At 49.4% G+C, this 1,357-nt stretch carries 1 protein-coding gene; it reads right to left on the reverse strand.

Annotated features, from left to right (window positions below):
• Positions 1-1,357: hypothetical protein (locus NF867_RS13275; protein ID WP_252588488.1), on the reverse strand; the 1,357-nt coding region annotated here is incomplete at both ends.

A 1,357-nucleotide genomic window follows, 5' to 3' on the forward strand; every position in this document is an offset into this window, starting at 1 on the left:
GAGCGTTAATCGTAACAGCAGTGGCCGAAGAAATACAGCCCTGCGCGTTGCGAACAGTTAAGTTATAGGTTACTGAGGTTAATCCTGCAAATAAAGTCGAAGCCTGATAGTTGGTGCCATCAATCGAGTATTCCAATCCTGCCCCTAGTGGCGCTGTCACTGTGATCGAACCGGTGGCTACCGTACAAGTCGGTTGAACGGTCGAGGCAGTTGGTGTGGCAGGAGTTAATGGCTGGGCGTTAATCGTAACGGCAGTAGCCGAAGAAATACAGCCCTGAGCGTTGCGAACAGTTAGGTTATAGGTTGCTGAGGTAAGTCCAGCAAATAAAGTGGAGGCTTGATAGTTTGTTCCATCAATCGAATATTCAAGGCCTGCTCCCAGTGGCGAGGCTACTGTTATCGAGCCTGTTCCTACTGTACAGGTGGGTTGAACGGTTGAAGCTGTTGGTGTAGCTGGCGTTAGCGGCTGAGCGTTAATCGTAACAGCAGTAACCGAAGAAATACAGCCCTGAGCATTGCGAACAGTTAAATTGTAGGTTGCTGAGGTTAATCCTGCAAATAAAGTGGAGCTTTGATAGTTGGTGCCATCAATCGAATATTCCAATCCTACCCCTATTGGCGCTGTCACGGTGATCGAGCCGCTTGCTACTGTACAAGTCGGTTGAACGGTCGACGCTGTTGGTGTAGCTGGAGTTAATGGCTGAGCGTTGATGGTAACAGCAGTTGCCGAAGAAATACAGCCCTGCGCATTACGAACCGTCAGGTTATAGGTATTGGTTGCAAGGCCGGTGAAGGAAGTTGAAACTTGATAGTTAGTACCATCAATCGAATATTCCAATCCTGCTCCCAGTGGCGAGGCTACTGTTATCGAGCCTGTTCCTACCGTACAGGTGGGTTGAACGGTTGAAGCTGTTGGGGTAGCAGGCGTTAATGGCTGGGCGTTAATCGTAACGGCAGCAGCCGAAGAAATACAGCCCTGCGCATTACGAACAGTCAGGTTATAGGTGTTAGTTGCAAGGCCAGTAAATGACGTTGAGCTTTGATAGTTAGTACCATCAATCGAGTATTCCAATCCTGCTCCCAGTGGCGAGGCTACTGTGATCGAACCTGTTGCAACGGTACAAATTGGTTGAACGGTTGAAGCTGTTGGGGTAGCTGGAGTTAATGGCTGGGCATTGATCGTAACCGAGGTCGCTGTTGACACGCAACCTTGTGCGTTGCGGACAGTCAGGCTATAGGTACTGGTTGCAAGACCAGTAAAAGAAGTTGAAACTTGATAGTTGGTGCCATCAATCGAGTATTCAAGGCCTGCTCCCAGTGGCGAAGTCACCGTGATCGAGCCCGTGCCTAAGGTACA

Source organism: Solitalea agri (assembly GCF_023914155.1).
Classification (GTDB): Bacteria; Bacteroidota; Bacteroidia; order Sphingobacteriales; family Sphingobacteriaceae; genus Solitalea; species Solitalea agri.